This is a genomic window from bacterium, from assembly GCA_023150945.1.
In the GTDB taxonomy this organism is placed as follows: Bacteria; Zhuqueibacterota; Zhuqueibacteria; order Zhuqueibacterales; family Zhuqueibacteraceae; genus Coneutiohabitans.
Genome location: JAKLJX010000005.1, coordinates 1 through 15,440 on the forward strand (window position 1 = coordinate 1; position 15,440 = coordinate 15,440).

Annotated in this window: 21 protein-coding genes; 20 read left to right on the forward strand and 1 reads right to left on the reverse strand. The window is 60.8% G+C overall.

Translation table 11 applies throughout. From position 1 onward, the window contains the following. From L6R21_08250 to L6R21_08345, 20 genes are all read left to right on the forward strand, one after another. A partial coding sequence (locus L6R21_08250; protein ID MCK6559178.1) for a hypothetical protein occupies positions 1–201 on the forward strand: 201 nt, incomplete at its 5' end. A 44-nt stretch (positions 202–245) separates the two neighbouring features. Further along, positions 246–872 carry a superoxide dismutase gene (locus L6R21_08255; protein MCK6559179.1) on the forward strand — a complete coding sequence of 209 codons (627 nt, stop codon included), beginning with the start codon at positions 246–248 and terminating at the stop codon, positions 870–872. 405 nt (positions 873–1,277) lie between these two features. Further along, a complete protein-coding gene (locus L6R21_08260; protein ID MCK6559180.1) occupies positions 1,278–2,144 on the forward strand; it encodes an Mrp/NBP35 family ATP-binding protein in 867 nt (288 codons plus the stop codon). A 329-nt stretch (positions 2,145–2,473) separates the two neighbouring features. After that, a complete protein-coding gene (locus tag L6R21_08265) occupies positions 2,474–3,385 on the forward strand; it encodes an MBL fold metallo-hydrolase (GenBank protein MCK6559181.1) in 912 nt (303 codons plus the stop codon). Further along, entirely contained in the window at positions 3,382–3,885 is a 504-nt protein-coding gene (locus L6R21_08270) for an acyl-CoA thioesterase (protein ID MCK6559182.1), read from the forward strand. Before L6R21_08265 ends, L6R21_08270 begins: the two co-directional genes overlap by 4 nt. Positions 3,886–4,046: 161 nt before the next feature. Beyond that, the gene (locus tag L6R21_08275) at positions 4,047–4,457 is read left to right on the forward strand and encodes a Rieske 2Fe-2S domain-containing protein (GenBank protein MCK6559183.1); all 411 of its coding nucleotides are present in this window, start codon (positions 4,047–4,049) and stop codon (positions 4,455–4,457) included. A 59-nt stretch (positions 4,458–4,516) separates the two neighbouring features. Then, the gene (gene queG / locus L6R21_08280) at positions 4,517–5,596 is read left to right on the forward strand and encodes a tRNA epoxyqueuosine(34) reductase QueG (protein ID MCK6559184.1); all 1,080 of its coding nucleotides are present in this window, start codon (positions 4,517–4,519) and stop codon (positions 5,594–5,596) included. Positions 5,597–5,675: 79 nt separating this feature from the next. After that, positions 5,676–6,350, forward strand: a complete 675-nt coding sequence (locus L6R21_08285; protein ID MCK6559185.1) for an LON peptidase substrate-binding domain-containing protein — start codon at positions 5,676–5,678, stop codon at positions 6,348–6,350. 46 nt (positions 6,351–6,396) lie between these two features. Then, positions 6,397–6,816, forward strand: a complete 420-nt coding sequence (locus L6R21_08290) for a hypothetical protein (protein MCK6559186.1) — start codon at positions 6,397–6,399, stop codon at positions 6,814–6,816. Further along, complete coding sequence (locus tag L6R21_08295) at positions 6,813–7,073, forward strand: MoaD/ThiS family protein (GenBank protein MCK6559187.1); 261 nt, start codon at positions 6,813–6,815, stop codon at positions 7,071–7,073. The genes L6R21_08290 and L6R21_08295 overlap by 4 nt, the downstream gene beginning before the upstream one ends. A gap of 200 nt (positions 7,074–7,273) precedes the next feature. After that, on the forward strand, positions 7,274–7,744 hold the full coding sequence (locus L6R21_08300; protein ID MCK6559188.1) for a molybdenum cofactor biosynthesis protein MoaE: 471 nt from the start codon (positions 7,274–7,276) through the stop codon (positions 7,742–7,744). Then, on the forward strand, positions 7,741–8,046 hold the full coding sequence (locus L6R21_08305) for an MTH1187 family thiamine-binding protein (protein ID MCK6559189.1): 306 nt from the start codon (positions 7,741–7,743) through the stop codon (positions 8,044–8,046). The genes L6R21_08300 and L6R21_08305 overlap by 4 nt, the downstream gene beginning before the upstream one ends. 166 nt (positions 8,047–8,212) lie before the next feature. After that, positions 8,213–8,737 carry a DJ-1/PfpI family protein gene (locus L6R21_08310; GenBank protein MCK6559190.1) on the forward strand — a complete coding sequence of 175 codons (525 nt, stop codon included), beginning with the start codon at positions 8,213–8,215 and terminating at the stop codon, positions 8,735–8,737. Between the two features lie 4 nt (positions 8,738–8,741). Then, positions 8,742–9,731, forward strand: coding sequence for a TIGR01212 family radical SAM protein (locus L6R21_08315; GenBank protein MCK6559191.1), 990 nt, complete (start codon positions 8,742–8,744; stop codon positions 9,729–9,731). Further along, positions 9,721–9,870: a hypothetical protein gene (locus L6R21_08320; GenBank protein MCK6559192.1), complete on the forward strand. Its 150-nt coding sequence runs from the start codon at positions 9,721–9,723 to the stop codon at positions 9,868–9,870. Before L6R21_08315 ends, L6R21_08320 begins: the two co-directional genes overlap by 11 nt. 183 nt (positions 9,871–10,053) lie before the next feature. Further along, complete coding sequence (gene folE / locus L6R21_08325; GenBank protein ID MCK6559193.1) at positions 10,054–10,596, forward strand: GTP cyclohydrolase I FolE; 543 nt, start codon at positions 10,054–10,056, stop codon at positions 10,594–10,596. Positions 10,597–10,680: 84 nt separating this feature from the next. Next, positions 10,681–11,364 (forward strand): metal-dependent hydrolase, encoded by a 684-nt coding sequence (locus tag L6R21_08330; GenBank protein ID MCK6559194.1) that lies wholly within the window; start codon positions 10,681–10,683, stop codon positions 11,362–11,364. Between the two features lie 80 nt (positions 11,365–11,444). Next, entirely contained in the window at positions 11,445–11,927 is a 483-nt protein-coding gene (locus tag L6R21_08335) for a 23S rRNA (pseudouridine(1915)-N(3))-methyltransferase RlmH (GenBank protein ID MCK6559195.1), read from the forward strand. 22 nt (positions 11,928–11,949) lie between these two features. Continuing rightward, a complete protein-coding gene (locus tag L6R21_08340; protein MCK6559196.1) occupies positions 11,950–13,179 on the forward strand; it encodes a 4-hydroxy-3-methylbut-2-enyl diphosphate reductase in 1,230 nt (409 codons plus the stop codon). Beyond that, complete coding sequence (locus L6R21_08345) at positions 13,172–13,807, forward strand: IMPACT family protein (protein ID MCK6559197.1); 636 nt, start codon at positions 13,172–13,174, stop codon at positions 13,805–13,807. The genes L6R21_08340 and L6R21_08345 overlap by 8 nt, the downstream gene beginning before the upstream one ends. Before the next feature lie 180 nt (positions 13,808–13,987). Here the strand turns inward: L6R21_08345 and L6R21_08350 are convergent. Continuing rightward, positions 13,988–15,440 (reverse strand): T9SS type A sorting domain-containing protein (locus tag L6R21_08350; GenBank protein MCK6559198.1); only part of this gene is annotated, 1,453 nt, incomplete at its 5' end.

The window sequence follows — 15,440 nt, forward strand, 5'->3', positions numbered from 1 at the left end:
CAACAGCAAAAGAACAATAAATCAAAATCACCCCAGTTCTCACAAATTTGGGTAACATTTAATTTTGAGGCAACGGGTACCGCTATTCCCGGCGATCCCAAACAGCTCGACTTCGACTGCGCCAAACTCAGCGTTGACATTGTGAGCTGGAATTGCGATATTGCGCCCGCTTTCAACCCTTCCCGCGACCTGCCACCATAATAAACTCGGCGGGAACTGACCTGCAATTACCCAAGGAGGACGTCATGGCGTACGAATATAAGCTGAGCCCTCGCCCCTACAGCGATGAAGAGGCGAAGACATTGCTGAAAGAGGTGATCAGTCCGGAAACCACGGACTGGCACTACAATACCCACCACAAAGGCTATGTGACGGTGCTCAACAAGATCGAACAGGCGTTGGAAAAGGCCAATCCCGCCGAGGCCAACGGCAACTACAGTGAGATCGGCGAACTGAAGCGCCGTTACACCTGGAATCATGCCGGTGCCCTGCTGCATGACGTGTACTGGGCAGTGATGGGCGGCGAGGGTGATCCCGGCAAAGGCCCGGAAGTGATGAAGGCCATCGAAAAACAATTCGGCTCCTTCGACAAATGGAAGGCGGATTTCAAGGCCACCGCGGTCTCCGCCAAGCTCAGCGGCTGGGGCCTGTTGGTTTATGATGCCTTGTGGTCAAAGCAGCTTCTCAATGTGCTGGTGGATGAGCATCAATACGGCGCCATCTGGGGCGGAATTCCCCTGATTGCCTGCGATGTGTTCGAGCACGCTTACTACCACAAGGACGGCCCGGGCCGGGCGAAGTACATCGACAATTTCCTCGCCAAGCTGCATTGGGGCCGTATCAATGACCGCTACAAGTTGTATGTGAAGTAATCCAACCGGCATTCGCCTTGCTTGGCGGCCGGTGCTGACTGTGAGTGGCCTTGAGAGTTGGATCTCAAGGCCATTCCTTTTAATCGGCGCCAGCGCCGCGTCGACGCGCGGTGCAGGGAGCCAGGAGCCTCTCCGTCAAAAAAATTTGACAACCCCAAATTTTTTGTTATATTGGCCGCGCTGCGCCGCCCGGTGAATGCCGCGCGAGTCGTTTTCGCCGGTGTGAGATGCACCTGCGCACGGATTTCGCGCAAAGAAAGCTTTTCAGCACTGGGTTGCGGCTTGGTGCCGGAGAAGATGCCGACAACCTGACACAAGAAGGGAGTGGTGTATCTCCGCGAAGGCGAGGCACTTCCGGCCGGTCGCAAGTAGCAATCAACTTTTTGGAATCACTGACGGACGAACATGAATCATCCCCCACATCCCATACCGCCGCAACAGCCGCCGCGACCGGTTCCCGGCGCGAAAAACCTCATCGCCGTGGCCAGCGGTAAAGGCGGCGTGGGCAAGACCACAGTGTCGGTTAATCTCGCAGTGGCCCTGGCGCAACGCGGGCTGCGGGTGGGTTTGCTCGATGCCGATATCTACGGCCCCAACGTGCCGATGATGACCGATACATTGAAAGCCAAGCTCAGCGCCACACCGCAGGGCCGCATCCAGCCGATCGAAAAATTTGGCATCAAAATCGTGTCCATCGGCTATGTCAGCGAAGGTGATACGGCCGTGATTTGGCGCGGTCCGCTCGTCGGCCGCATGATCACCCAGTTTCTCACCGAAGTGGACTGGGGCGAGTTGGATTATCTGGTGGTGGATTTGCCGCCCGGCACCGGCGATGCGCAACTCACGCTCTCCCAGGCGGTGGCGCTGACCGGCGCCGTGGTCGTGACCACGCCGCAGGACGTGGCCCTGAGCGACGCCAAAAAAGGCATCAACATGTTTCGCAAGGTGGAAGTGCCGGTGTTGGGCATCATCGAAAACATGAGCTATTTCAGTTGCCCCCATTGCGGCCAGCGCACCGAAGTGTTCGCGCACGGCGGCGGCCGGGAGGCGGCGAAAAAATTCGAAGTGCCGTTCCTCGGGGAGGTGCCGCTCAACATGGCGATTCGAGTCGGAGGGGATGAAGGCCGGCCGATCGTGACCCAAAGCGCCGAGGCCGGTATTCAGGCTGCGTTCCAGCAGATCGTGGAGAATCTGATCGCGCAAGTGGCAGCGCAGAGCTCGCACGCCGGCGCCGGCAACGAACTGTTGGGAAAAGTGTTCAAGCTTTCCTGAATGCTGAGGAGGAAGCAGGCAAGCGCGCGGTGCGTCGCACGACCGAGTGACAGTTGCTGCGGCCAGCCTTGGCAAAGCCCCCCGCAATCCGGTTTACGCAGTAGCAGGCAGGGGGCGTAATACCACATAGCCAGCGGGAAATGCCCAGTGCGGAGGGAGTTTTGTCATCGCAGCAATAGTCACGGGATATGCAGCGCGAGAGGAGTTCTATGGCCAGCAACGATAGCCCCGCCGCAGGTCATGCGCAAAGTCAAAATCGCTCGGAGAAGCAGCCAAACTCAGAGAAGGTCCAGCCTTCTCCCGCAGAGCTTTGGATTCGGTTTTGGGGGGTGCGAGGCAGCTATCCGGTGCCCGGCCCGCACACCGTGCGTTACGGCGGCAATACCGCCTGCGTCGAAGTCCGCAACGCCTACCATCGCATCATTCTCGATGCCGGCACCGGCCTGATCGCTCTCGGCGATCTGCTCATGTCCGAATATCAGGCCGCCCGTGCCGCGGACCCGGGCCAGCCGCAGGAACCGTTCACCATCACGATTCTGCTGAGCCACACCCATCACGATCATATTCAAGCCCTGCCGTTCTTTCTGCCGGCTTATTCCAGCCAAACCCGGCTTTATGTTTATGGCCCGCAGTTACTGGGCGTCGATTTGCGCGATAGCATCTCCCTGACCATGACGGCGCGCTATTGCCCCGTGCGGCTGGAGGAATTGAACGCGCACAAGATCATCGAAAACCTGGCGGATTCCGATCGACTGCTCTACCGCAATTCCGAAAAAGCCCCAAAGATCTATGGCGCGCGCGAGGAATTGCCGCCGCCGCGGCCCGGCGATTTGTTGGTGAGCATCCTGCGCAGCTATGCCCATCCCAAAGACGGCGTTTTTGTTTTCAAGATCGCGAACAACGGCAAGCGCGTCGTTTATGCCACCGACATCGAAGGCTACACCGGCGGCGACTCCCGCCTCATCGAGTTTGCCCGCGATGCCGATGTGCTGATTCATGACGCGCAATACACACACGAAGAATATTCCAACCCGCATTTCCCCACCCAAGGCTTCGGCCACAGCACCATCGAAATGGCCTGCGAAGTGGCGCGCAAAGCCCGGGTGGGCAGGCTGATTCTGTTTCATCACAACCCGCGCCATGCGGATGAGGACATGGATCGCATCCAGGAATATGCCCGCACCCTCTTCAAGCCGGCCTACGCCGCCCATGAAGGCATGGAAATCCACCTCAGCCCATGAACCCACCCACTCACTTGCAGGAAAGCCAGAACGAATTCGCCGCCGCCACCACCGCCGAGATGGCGGAGATCGTGCTGCCGAACGACGCCAACCTGCTCGGCAACATCCTGGGCGGCAAGGTCATGCACCTGATTGACATTGCCGCGGCCGTGGCCGCCTCGCGCCACTGCCACAGCGCCGTGGTCACCGCCAGCGTTGACTATCTCGAATTTCACCACCCCGTCAGAGTCGGCGATCTCATCCTCATCCGCGCCGCCCTCAACCGCGCCTTTCACACGTCCATGGAAATTGGCGTGAAAGTCTGGTCGGAAAACTTGCTCACCGGCGAACGCAAACACACCAGCTCGGCCTATCTCACTTTTGTCGCGCTCAACGAACAGGGCCGGCCGGTTGCCGTGCCTGCCTACGTTCCGCTCACCGCGGCCGAACAACGCCGGTGGCACGCTGCGGAAGTGCGGCGCGCGACACGCTTGCAAATGAAGAACAAATTCGCTAAATAGTGTCCGTCCGAAGTCGCGACCGGTAGAGTGTCCTGCCCCGGCTTGGCCGCTGCAGGTGAAAACTCCGAGCGTGCCGAGGCTCGAGGTTTTGGAAACCCCGGCTCAGATGAGGTCTGAACTTTTTCGAAAAGACACCCAAAGTAGCGCCGGCGCCCGCCACAGTGACTGGGGCAGCGTGCTACGGCATTTCACCTGCAAGATTCGACGAAATTTCCCCTCTTGGCAACGACAATTTTGTGCAGCTCGATTTGGCAAAGGAGAGCGAGATAAGCGATTTCGTTACCGTCTGCAAAGAAGTCGATCTTCCCGCAGGCGCCATCCGCAAAGTGGAAGTGCAGGGCCAGACGATCGTGCTCTACAACGTCGGCGGCAAGCTCTACGCCACCCAGCAGGAATGCCTCCACCGCCAAGGCCCGCTTGACGAAGGCGAATTGCAGGGTACCGTCATCACCTGCCCCTGGCATGGCTGGCAATATGATGTCACCACCGGCGAAAATCTCGGCAACCGCGCCAGAAAACTCAAAACCTACGCCGTGCGCAATGCCGGCGGGGAAGTGCAAGTCGCGTTGTGAGCGGCACGACATGCGCGCGCGGCCGCACTGCTGCGGATTGAACAAGGGACGGTTCTCGCATGTCCAATTCGATCATCGCCGCCGGCTTGAAAGACGATTTGCAGGCACTGGCCACCGCCCACGGCTGTGATTTGTTCGGCGTTGCGCCGGCTTCGTTCTTTGAAGAGTTGAATCACTATCCGGCTTGGCTGGCGGCCGGCTATGCCGGCGAGATGGCCTATCTTCACCGCCAGCTCCCCAATCGTATGAACGTGCACAGCCTCCTGCCCGAGGCCAAGTCCGTCATCGTCATCGGTGTGGTCTATCACACCCCGCCACCGCTCTCCACCGCTATGCGCGAGCCAGGCCGCGGCTGGATTTCCCGCTACGCCTGGGGCGATGACTATCATGATCTCCTGCGCCGCAAGCTGACTGCGCTGCACGAATATCTCACGGCGCGCCTCGGCGAGGATTATCAAGGCCGGTATTACACCGACACCGGGCCGGTGCTCGACCGTGTGTTTGCCAAGTATGCCGGCCTGGGCTGGTTCGGCAAAAATACCAACCTCATCAACCAGCGCCTGGGCAGTTGGTTCTTCATCGGCGAATTGATTACCAATCTGGCGTTGCCGGTGGAGGCGCCCCCGCCCGATCGCTGCGGAAGCTGCACCCGCTGTCTCGAAGCTTGCCCGACGCAGGCCTTCGTCGCTCCCTATGTGCTGGACGCCAGCCGGTGCATCTCTTACTTGACCATCGAGCTGCGCGGCGCCATTCCGGATGAACTGCGCGCGCCGCTCGGCAATCATCTCTTTGGTTGTGATATTTGCCAGGACGTCTGTCCCTGGAACCGCAAGGCCGCGACCACAGCGGATCCGGCGTTTTCGCCGCGGCCCGGCCTGGTGGCGCCCCCGCTGCACAGCATGGCGGAATTGACGGAGGAGGAATTTCGCCGGCGCTTCAAAAACTCTCCGGTGAAACGCGCCAAATGGCGCGGCTTGCTGCGCAACGTGCTGCTCGCCATCGGCAACAGCGGGCTGCCCGACCTGCGGCCGTGGGCGGAACGGTTTCTCGACCATCCCGATCCGGTGCTGGCCGAGGCTGCGCAGTGGGCTTGCAGGCGCCTGGTGCAAACATCTGCCGACCGCGCAGCGAGTCAGTGAAAGGTAGGCGCTTGCCAGCGCAAGATTGCTCTGCTGGTGTTGATTCATAAGTGAAGTTGCCGCATTCATGAGGCGCATCATGGCGACAATTGTTCTGCCCATTTTCCCGCTGCCCAATATCGTCTTCTTTCCCAAAGTGCTTCTGCCGCTGCACATCTTCGAGCCGCGCTACAGACAAATGGTGACCGACGCCCTGGAGCATGAACGCCAGATCGGCATGATTCTGCTGAAGGAGGGCGGCGACGTTGACAGCGCCGGCTTGCCTGCGGTCTATCGCATCGGCTGCATGGGGCGCATCGAAGCTTACGAACGTTTGCCCGAGGGCCGCTTCAACATCCTGCTGCACGGCTTGAACCGTTTTGAGCTGGTAAAATTCGTGAAGGAGAAACCCTATCGCATCGCCGTGGTGAATCTGCTCGACGACATGCCCTCGGCGCGGGAGACGCACGAGCAGTTGCGCGCGCGCGATCATTTGCTCGAACGGTTCTTTGCCTATTTCAATCAAGTGCTCGGCATCGACATGAATGACAATCGCTGGGACCGCAGCGCCTCGCTGGAGGTTGTGGTCAACCAAGTCGCCGCGATTCTCGATATTCCGGTGGGCGACAAGCAGCAACTGCTGGAGATGCCGGCCGTGGAAAAACGCCTGGACGTCGTGCAGGGCATTGTTGACGGCCGCCTGAATTATGCCGAAAAACTGCGCCAGATTGTGGCCAGCATGCGCGTCGTTCCTGATGATCCCGAACTCAACTGAACCCCGCCGCCCCGCGGCCGCTTGCACCATGCCCTCGAGGTTGCCGATGAACGTTGAATTCCTCTGCCCGCACTGCCGTGCGGAAAATAAAACCACCGCCGGCACTCCTCTGATCAACTGCCGCGGTTGCGCGCAAAGCGTGACGCTGAACTTCAGCGCGCACAGCCGGCAATCCGGCCAGATCGATCAGTGCGCCGTGTGCGGCAATCAGGGTTTCTATTTGCAGAAGGATTTCAACCCGCGGCTCGGTCTCCTCATCTTCGCGATCGGCGTGCTGTTCAGCTATCATACCAAATTCCTCAGCCTGTTCATCGCCACCGCGCTGGATTTTGCGCTCTATTACTTTCTGCCGACGGTGACGATTTGCTACCAGTGCCGCGCCATCTACCGGGACTTCCAGGAGAATCCCGCACATCGCGGCTTTGACCATCTCACGGCCTTGCAGTATTCCAAAACCGCAACATGAAAATCCGGATTCTGCTGTATGCCAGTCTGCGCGACGCGGTCGGCGCCCGCGAAGTTGAAATAGAACTGCCCGGCCCGCTGACGCCGCTGCAAATCGCCGAACGGCTCGCCTCACAATATCCCCGGTTGGGCCCTCATCTCAAATCCCTCTCGTTTGCGGTGGATGGTGAATTCGTGCCGGCGCATGCCGCACTCACCCAGGTGAGGGAGCTGGCGCTGCTGCCGCCGGTGAGCGGCGGCTTGGGTCAGGCTTGGTGAGCGGCCTCGACCGCGACGCCTCGCTTCATTCTCGGGGGTGACCCTGGCGCCGGCGTCCCGTCTGCCGCAATGATGAAGTCTGCGCGACGCCCTGGCATTGCGCAGCAACGAACAAATGACTTGAGATTCTGCCGGACTCTTTTAACTTTCACTGATCACTCGAGCCGGCGCAACACGAGAATGCGATTGAACCTGAACGCATGATTGCCCTGACCGACAAACCCATTGATCTCGCCGAGCTGCTGGCACACGCGGAAGACCACGGTAGCGGCGGTGTCGTCATATTCCTGGGGCGCGTGCGCGATCATTCCCAGGGGCAGCAGGTGATCGGCCTGGAGTACGAGGCTTATGAGGCCATGGCCCTTGCCCAGATGCAGAAGATTGCGGACGAGGCCCGGCAGCGCTGGTCGGTGCGCAAACTGGCCATCGCGCACCGCTTTGGCCGGCTCGCCCTCGGTGAGGTGAGCGTGGCCATCGTGGTGTCGTGCGCGCACCGTGCCGATGCCTTTGCCGCCTGCCGTTTTGTGATCGACACGATCAAGCACGCGGTGCCCATCTGGAAAAAAGAATTTCGCCCCGACGGCAGTTTTTGGGTTGAGGGCTGCCAGGCGCACGGTGTGACCTCAAATTCTCAACATTCTCAAACTGAACGAGAGGATACTGTGATATGATGGTTGAGCTTAGCATTGTGCCGGTGGGCCGCGATGCGCACCTCGGTGCGGCGGTCGCGGCCGCCGTTAAGATTGTCCATGAAAGCGGCCTGGAATATCGCCTGACCCCGATGGGCACGGTGCTCATCGGCGAGTGGGAACCGGTGATGGCGGTGGTGCGCAAGTGCCACGCTGCCGTACGGCAGCAGCATGAGCGTGTGCTGACCCGCATCAAAATTGATGACTTCAAGGGGCGCGAACGGCTGCCGGAGGAAAAAGTGCAGGCGGTGGAAAAGATCCTGGGATTCGCGGTGCGCAAGTAAGCCGGCAATTGTTTCTGCCGGCCGCGGGTGAGGGGCGGCAAAGTCGAAACCTCGCCCCGGAGTAGCCGCCAGGCACGCCGTTTTCTGCACGGCGGCGGATTCGCCGGGCAGAGGCAGGCAATTGGCGATTGAGAGCAAACAGGTATTACGGAGGAGGAAGCGAACCATGAGCACCAACGGCCAACCAATCTTGTTTGTCTTGCCGGCCCATGCTTTTCGCCAGGAACAATACGAAGCTGCCCGCGCCGCTTTGGAAAAGCGCGGGCTCAAAGTCGTGGTGGCCTCGACGGTACCGGCGGGTGCGATCGGCAGCCAGGGCATCGCGGTCAATCCCGAGGTGCTGGTCGACAGCGTCAACCCGGAGGAGTATGCCGGCGTGGTGTTGATCGGTGGCCATGGCGCCAGCCAGTACTGGTATGATCACAAGCTCCACGAGATTCTGCGCGCGCATGCGCGCGCAGGCAAACCCATTGCCGCCATCGATCGCGCCATCGTGGCGTTGGGCGTGGCCGGCCTGCTGCAAGGCCGCAAAGTCACCGGCCATATTTCCGTGTTCGAGAAACTCTCGAATTTCGGCGCGGACTACACCGGCAGCAAGCTCGAGCGGGACGGCAATCTCCTGACCGCGGAGGGTGCCTCCGCCGTTTCGCTGTTTGCCGAAGAATTGGCGAAGACTTTCTCCCAGAACTAGCCTGATGACCGCGCGCAAAACGACACCGCCGCTGTACAATGCCTACGGCCGTTACCTGCAGGAGAAGTTCGGCCAGCGCGTGCACAAAGTCAGCGTGCATGCCGGTTTCACCTGCCCCAACCGTGACGGCACGGTGGCGCGCGGCGGCTGCACGTATTGCAACATCGTCAGTTTCACGCCGGAAAGCGCGCGGCCGAAGTATTCCGTGCGCGATCAGATTCAAGCCGGCATCGCCTTTCTCGAACGGCGCTTCGCGGCGCAGCGGTTCATCGTCTATTTTCAGCCCTACAGCAACACCTATGCGCCGGTCGAGCATCTGCAAACCTTGTTTCGCGACGCCGTGCAGCACCCGCGGGTCGTCGGCCTGGCGATTGGCACGCGGCCGGATTGCGTCGAGGAAGCCAAGCTGACCATGCTGGCGCGGCTGGCGCAGGAAACCTACGTCAATCTCGAGTTCGGCCTGGAATCGATCTATGATGAGACCCTGCGCCTGATCAATCGCGGCCACGATTTTGCCTGCACGCGCGCCGCAATTGCGCAGGCGCGCGCCTTCGGCCTGCCGGTCACGCTGCATGTCATTCTCGGCTTTCCCAATGAAACCGAGGCGCAATGGCTGGCCATGGCCGACGCCATCAACGCGCTGGAGGTGACGGTGCTCAAGATTCACAACCTGCACGTTGTCAAGCACACGGAACTGGCGCGGCAATACCAGCAGCAGCCGTTTCACGTGTTCTCCTACGACGAGTGGGTGTCGTTGGTCATCCGGTTTCTCGAACGGCTGTCGCCGCGGATTGTGATCGAGCGGCTGCACGGCGAGGCGCCGCGCGACCTGCTGATCGCGCCGCGCTGGCATCTCTCGCGCGCTGAAATCATCCAGGGCATTGCCGCGGAGATGCGGCGCCGCGGCACCTATCAAGGACGTTTGCTGGAACAGCCGACCCCAACCGCTGCGGCGCCGGGCGCGGCGGCAGAAGGAGCATCCCATGGCTGCTGACAAAGAGAAAACCATTCGCCGGCATTTCATGTTGCTGGCCCTCGCGCTAGTCGCGGTGCTGACGCTGCTCGCGCTGTTGTTTCCGGCCGCGGGTGGTGCGCCGGCTTGCCGGGCCGCGAAGGTCATGCCCAACCCTTGAGAAACAACAGTTATGGTTGATCCCAAACGACAACAGCACCAGAGTGAGGCAAAGCAGGATTCTTCCGAGGGCGGCACGCCGGAGACGCGGCCGCGATCGTCATTGACTTTTGTGGATAATGAATTCGATCATGAAACCGGGCCGCGCGCGGAACGCGCCGGACACAGCCGCACCGTCGCCCTCATTCACGAGCTGCTCGAGCAACTGGGGGAAGACCCCAGCCGCCAGGGGCTGGTGCGCACGCCCAAACGCGTGGCCGATGCCTATGCTTTTCTGACCGCCGGCTATCACAGCGACGTGCAAGCGATTCTCAACAATGCCCTGTTCGACGAACAGTACAATGAAATGGTGATCGTGAAGGACATCGATTTCTACAGCCTGTGCGAGCACCATTTGCTGCCGTTCTATGGCCGCTGCCACGTGGCCTACATTCCCGAGGGCCGGGTGGTGGGTCTGAGCAAGATCCCCCGCATTGTCGAAGTGTTCGCCCGCCGCCTGCAGGTGCAGGAACGCATGACCAACGAGATTGCCAAGACACTCATGGAAGTTCTGCGCCCGGCCGGCGTCGCGGTGGTAACGGAAGCCCGGCACTTGTGCATGATGATGCGCGGCATTCAGAAGCAAAACACGGTGGTGACCAACAGCGCGTTGCTCGGCATCTTTCACGATGACCGCGCCTGCCGCGAGGAATTCATGCAGCTCATCAGCCACCGCCAGATGAGTTGATTGCCCTGCGTCGCTGTCAGGTTGTTGCGGAGCGGCCAGGCCGGCCGGCTCGGTTGCTGTTGCCCAACGCAGAGGAGATGAGTCATGAAACTTGTATTCCTCGGGCATTCCTGTTTTCTGCTCGAGACGGGAACGCATCGTCTGCTGCTCGATCCGTTTCTCACCGGCAATCCCGTGGCGGCGGTGAAAGCGGAGGAGGTGGCCTGTGATTTCATTCTGATTTCTCACGGCCACGGTGATCACGTCGGTGATGCCGTTGCGATTGCGCGGCGCACCGGCGCCCTCATCATTGCGAATCACGAGATTGCGACATTCTGCGGCCGCCAGGGTGTGCCGAGTCACGGCATGAGCATCGGGGGCAGCCACGGATTTCCCTTTGGCCGCGTCAAGCTGACCATCGCCCATCACGGCTCGGGATATGAAACCGACAACGGTTTCCTGTACCTGGGCAGTCCCGCGGGCTTCTTGCTCTCCGCCGAAGACCAAGTCGTCTATCACGCCGGCGACACGGGCCTGTTCCTGGACATGCAGCTCATCGGCCAGATGAACGCCATTGATGTCGCCCTGCTGCCCATCGGCGACAATTACACCATGGGTGTCGCGGATGCGGCCAAGGCCGTCGCGTTTCTGCAACCCCGAATCGCGATCCCGATGCACTACAACACCTTCCCGGTCATCGCCGCTGACCCGCGCGAGTTTGCCGACCGGGTTGCCGGCACCAAAACGCGCGTGGTGATTCTCAAGCCCGGCGAGCACTTTGCATTCTGAACCGGTTGCGCCGCGGTGTCATCCCCTCACGCGAGGGGCCGGCGGCGCGCTGCACGCCTGCGCAGGGCAGCGGAGCAAGCATGGCGTTTTTTCCATTGGATCTCCGGATTGTCGCAGTGGGAAAACTGCGCCAAGCGCATTGGCTGGCGGCCGCCCGCGATTATCAGCAGCGGCTGCAGCACTATTTTGCCTTCGACGTCGTCGAAATCAAGGATCGCGTCGGCAAAGGACTGTCGGAAACCGAGGCGGTCGCGGCCGAGGGGCGGGAACTGAGCCAGGCCTTGCGCCGGGAAGCGCGCGTGGTGGTGCTCGACGATCAAGGCCGGCAGCGGGACAGTCAAGCGTTCGCGCGCTGGTTGCAACGTTTGCTCGAACACGGCCCGCGCGCGGTGGATTTCGTGCTGGGCGGCCCGCTGGGCTTGAGCGCGGAGGTGCGCGGCCGCGCGCATGAACGCCTGGCGCTTTCGACCATGACCTTGCCGCATGAACTTGCCCGCATCGTGCTGCTCGAACAGCTTTATCGCGCCGGCACGATTTTGCGCGGCGAAAAATATCACAAATAGAGAGGAACCTTCTTTGAGTCAAATGACCTCGACGCCGGAGCCGCAAACCGGGACTTATTTTCAGAAAGGACTTGGCCTCAAGGCCTTCGCGCAGGAGCAGTTGACGCGCGACTATCACAGCCGGGTGGTGGAATATCTACGCCGCCACGATCACGTGTTGCGCGCCGGCAATCTGCAATTTCATCTTGCCAAGGAGTTCGGTTTTTGCTACGGCGTTGAGCGCGCCGTCGAATACGCCTATCAAGCGCGCGAAAAATTCCCCGACCGCCGCATTTTTCTCACTGGTGAGATCATTCACAATCCTCACGTCAACCGGCGCATGCTCGCAATGAAAATCGGTTTTCTGAGCGGGCAATACGGCCAGGGCAACGATTTCGGCATGCTGCAACCGGAGGATGTCGTCATCCTGCCCGCCTTCGGTGTCACCATACAGGAATTCCAGCAGCTCTCGGCGATCGGCTGCATCCTGGTGGACACCACTTGCGGCTCGGTGTTGAACGTTTGGAAACGGGTGGAACAATACGCCCGCGACGGCTTCACCGCGGTGATTCACGGCAAGTATGCGCATGAGGAAACCCGCGCCACCAGCAGCCAGGCGATGAAATATGCCGCCGGCCGCTATCTCGTGGTGCGTGACATGGCGGAGATCGAGGAAGTGTGCGCCTTCATCGCCGGCCGCCGCTCGCGCGAGGATTTGCTGGCGCGTTTCAGCGCTGCGATTTCGCCGGGCTTCGATCCCGATCGCGATCTCGTCAAAGTCGGCGTCGCCAATCAAACCACCATGCTCTCCAGCGAATCGCTGGCGATTGCCGAGCGCCTCAAGGCCGCGATGATCGAAAAATACGGCGCCGCCGAAATCGAACAGCACTTCCGCAACTTCGATACGATTTGCAGCGCCACCCAAGACCGCCAGGACGCGGTGCTGGAGCTGGTGAAAAACCACCGCCTCGATCTCATGCTCGTCATCGGCGGCTACAACAGCAGCAACACCAATCATCTCGTCGAGATCGCCGGGCACAACACCCGCGCGTATCACATCGATGATGCCGGCTGCCTGGTGGATGCGCACACCCTCCGCCACAAACCCGTGGGCCAGCCCGCCGAAATTGCCGCAACCAACTGGCTGCCGGCCGGCGAGTTGAGAATCGGATTGACTGCCGGCGCCTCCACGCCCAACAACAAGATCGGCGAAACCATCGCGCGCCTGGCGCAATTGCGCGGCTTCAACCTCGAGGACTGGATGATTGACTGAGACGGCGCGACCGAGCTACACGATTGCCGCGGCCTGCGAAGCCGAGTTGCGGGTGAAAGACTCGCGCTTTGTCGCCTGGCTGGCGCCCGCGCAATCCCGCGAGCAAGCCGAGGCACTGATTGCCGGCCGCGCGCAGCAATTCGCCGAGGCCCGCCATAATTGCCACGCCTTTCGCCTCGGCTTGGGCGAACAGTTGCTGGCGCACAGCAGCGACGCGCAGGAGCCTTCCGGCAGCGCCGGCAGGCCGATGTTGCAGGCGCTGGCCGCGCACCGGCTCACCAATCTCGTTGCCGTCGTATCGAGATACTTTGGCGGCACCAAGCTCGGCATCGGCGGTTTGATGCGCGCTTACAGCGGCGCAGTGCAGGCCGCTATTGCGCGCGCCACCCTGGTGCCGTCGCATCCCCGCATTTGCCTGCGCCTGAACTACGCCTATCACCACTCCGCGGCGGTGGAAAAAGCCCTGCATCAATATGATGTCGAAACTCTGCAAAGTGATTTTGGCGCTGCGATCAGCCGCCTGGTCGCGATTCGCCAAGAACTGGCGCCATTATTCCGCACCAGCCTGAGCGACTGGAGCGGCGGTCGCGTGCAGATTCAATCAGCAGGAGACCCCGCTTTGCAGTGAATCAAATCCCCGGCTGGTTGATTTGTCGCGCCTGGAAGTTTCGGCGTTGCCCCCTGCCAATTCTGTTCTCAGCAAGGAGGCCTTGGCGGCCGGAGGAGAGGGCAAGGCGGGGGATAAGGGATGAGGAGCGCAGGGCGCGCCCCACTCCCTTTGCCCCTCACCCTTTTTACCGCAAAGACTTCACCTCATCAAAACCAGCTTCCGCTGCGCGGTAAATTCCCCGGCCTTGATCACGTACAGATACACCCCGCTCGCCACGTTCTCGCCGGACTCGTTTTTGCCATCCCACATCACTTCATATTTGCCCATTTCGTACACGCCTTCAACCAAAGTGCGCATGAGTTGACCGCTCAGGTTGTAAATCACCAGCTTCACCTCTCCGCGTGCTGGCAACTGAAAACTGATCACGGTGCTCGGATTGAACGGGTTCGGATAATTTTGCTCCAACTGATAACTGATCACCGCGGACTGATCACTGCTCACTTCTTCTTCCTCAAGAGACGGCTTCGGCAAATCCCCCGGCCCCGGCAAGGAACCCGGCGAATCGTGATGCAGGAACAGGCAATCACGCGCCACAAGAATCTCGTTGGCGCGCAACGCGCCGCGCAACTGGCTGTTCTTTTCCAGCACGGCTTTGGCCTGCGGCGCATTGAACGTGCCGAGCAGATAGGCTTCGCGGCCGAGGGTGAGGCTGCTCTGCCGCGTGTTGATCGTGACCAACTCGCTGTCGCCCTCGCCATTGGGCAGCAGCCGCATGGCCACTTCATGGCCCAGATAGAGGTTGCTCACGACATTGAGCGTGATCGGCTCGCCGCTGCTCAAATCGATTTCGAGCACGGCAGTGGTGGTCGTGCTGCCGTTGTAGCGCAGTGCGGTGAAAAAGTAATCGCCGCTGCTGAGCTTGAGCGTGCTGAAGCTGTTGAGCACCACATGATGGTAAGAGCCCGGCAACAGGGTGAGCGTGCCGTTGCTCGGCACGAAATGGCTCGGCCCGCCGGCGGAGTAACTCAAGCTCGGCAACGCCTCAAAATCAACCGGGCCGAGCGTGAGCGTGCCGTTGATCACACCGGCGTTGGCTACGGGCAGCGGCGAAGTCACGTTGCCGTTGATGAGATTGTTTTTGGAGATGGTGATCTTTCCGATTGCCGTCAGATCGGAGTTATACGCGCTCGGCGAGCCTTTCTCGATGGTCAGCGCGCCATTCGAATGGATCCTGCCGCTGGGCGTGGCTTGCTTGGTTTGTTGCAGCGTGATCTTGTTGGCGAGCAAGACGAACGCGTCGTCCGCCGGCGGCGCCACGGGATTGACGGCAATGTTCTGGCTGGCGCTGTTCGTGCAACTGTTGCCGTCGGTGAAAGAATAGGTCACCGTGTGCGTGCCGACTCCGGCAACGCTGGGATCGAACATCGTTCCCGAAATCCCCGGCCCGGCAAAAGATCCGCCCGCAGGGGAGACGGCAGAGGAAAGATCTGCCGGCGCATCTGTCACGAGGAACGGCCCGGCGGGATCGAACGTCACTGCCGGCAGCGGATTCACGACGATATTCTGGCTCGCGATGTTCGTGCAACTGTTGCCGTCGGTGAAGGAATACGTGATCGTGTGCGTGCCGGCGCCGGCGTCGCTCGGCGTGAAG